The organism is Pseudomonas fluorescens (assembly GCF_005938625.1).
Taxonomy (GTDB): domain Bacteria; phylum Pseudomonadota; class Gammaproteobacteria; order Pseudomonadales; family Pseudomonadaceae; genus Aquipseudomonas; species Aquipseudomonas fluorescens_BD.
The window spans coordinates 1-1,054 of the sequence record NZ_VCNJ01000130.1 but is presented as its reverse complement, the minus strand read 5'-3'; the positions used below and the strand labels follow the sequence as shown (position 1 = coordinate 1,054).

Genomic DNA, 1,054 nt, shown 5'->3' with positions numbered 1-1,054 from the left:
ATGCTCGGGGTTTTGGCGCAGCGACTGGTGAGGCGGCTGTGCAATCAATGCAAGGAAGAAGACCCCACCGCGCCCGGCACCTGGCGCCCGGTCGGTTGCGCAAACTGCAATCAAACCGGCTACAGCGGCCGCACCGGCATCCACGAATTGTTCTGCATCGACGACGACATCCGCACGCTGATTCACCAAGGGGCAGGGGAGCAGGCCTTGCGCGCATCCGCCGCCAAGGCCGGGATGTTCAGCCTGCGTGAGGACGGTGAGCGCTGGATCCGCAGCGGCGCCACCGCCCCTGAAGAAATCCTCCGTGTGACACGGGACGCCTGATGAATCGCTATCGTTTTGAAGCCGCTGATGCGACCGGCAAGATTGAATCCGGGCACCTTGAGGCCGATAGCCAGGCTGCCGCGTTCAGCGCTTTGCGTGGACGCGGTTTGACTGCACTGTCGGTAAGCAAAGAAAGCAACGTCGCCAGTCACGGCGGTGGCGGACTGTTCAGCGCCAAACTATCGGACAACGATCTGGCCTGGGCCACGCGTCAATTGGCGAGCCTGCTCGGCGCGAGTCTGCCATTGGAAGCAGCGCTCAGTGCCACGGTCGAGCAGGCCGAGAAAAAGCACATCGCCCACACCCTCAGCGCCGTTCGTGCGGATGTGCGCAGCGGCATGCGGCTGGCTGAGTCTCTAGCCGCACGACCGCGAGACTTTCCCGAGATCTATCGCGCGCTGATTGCGGCCGGGGAGGAGTCCGGCGATCTGGCGCAGGTCATGGAACGGCTGGCCGACTACATCGAAGAACGCAACAACCTGCGCGGCAAGATTCTTACGGCGTTTATCTATCCCGGTGTGGTCGGGCTGGTGTCGATCGGCATTGTGATTTTTTTGCTTAGCTACGTGGTGCCGCAGGTGGTCAGCGCGTTTTCTCAGGCGCGGCAGGATTTGCCGGGATTAACCCTGGCGATGCTCAACGCGAGTGATTTCATCCGCAGTTGGGGCTGGCTGTGCGCTGGAATCATGGCCGCCAGTGTCTGGAGGTGGCGTCTGTATCTACGTTATGC

At 62.0% G+C, this 1,054-nt stretch carries 1 protein-coding gene and 1 pseudogene; both read left to right on the top strand.

What is annotated here, in order from left to right; all coding sequences use genetic code 11:
• Nucleotides 1–324 (top strand): annotated as a pseudogene (locus FGA82_RS32035) (type II secretion system protein GspE); the annotation flags it as partial.
• Nucleotides 324–1,054: type II secretion system F family protein (locus FGA82_RS32030; RefSeq protein ID WP_171057409.1), on the top strand; the 731-nt coding region annotated here is incomplete at its 3' end. The pseudogene FGA82_RS32035 and the gene FGA82_RS32030, both read left to right, overlap by 1 nt.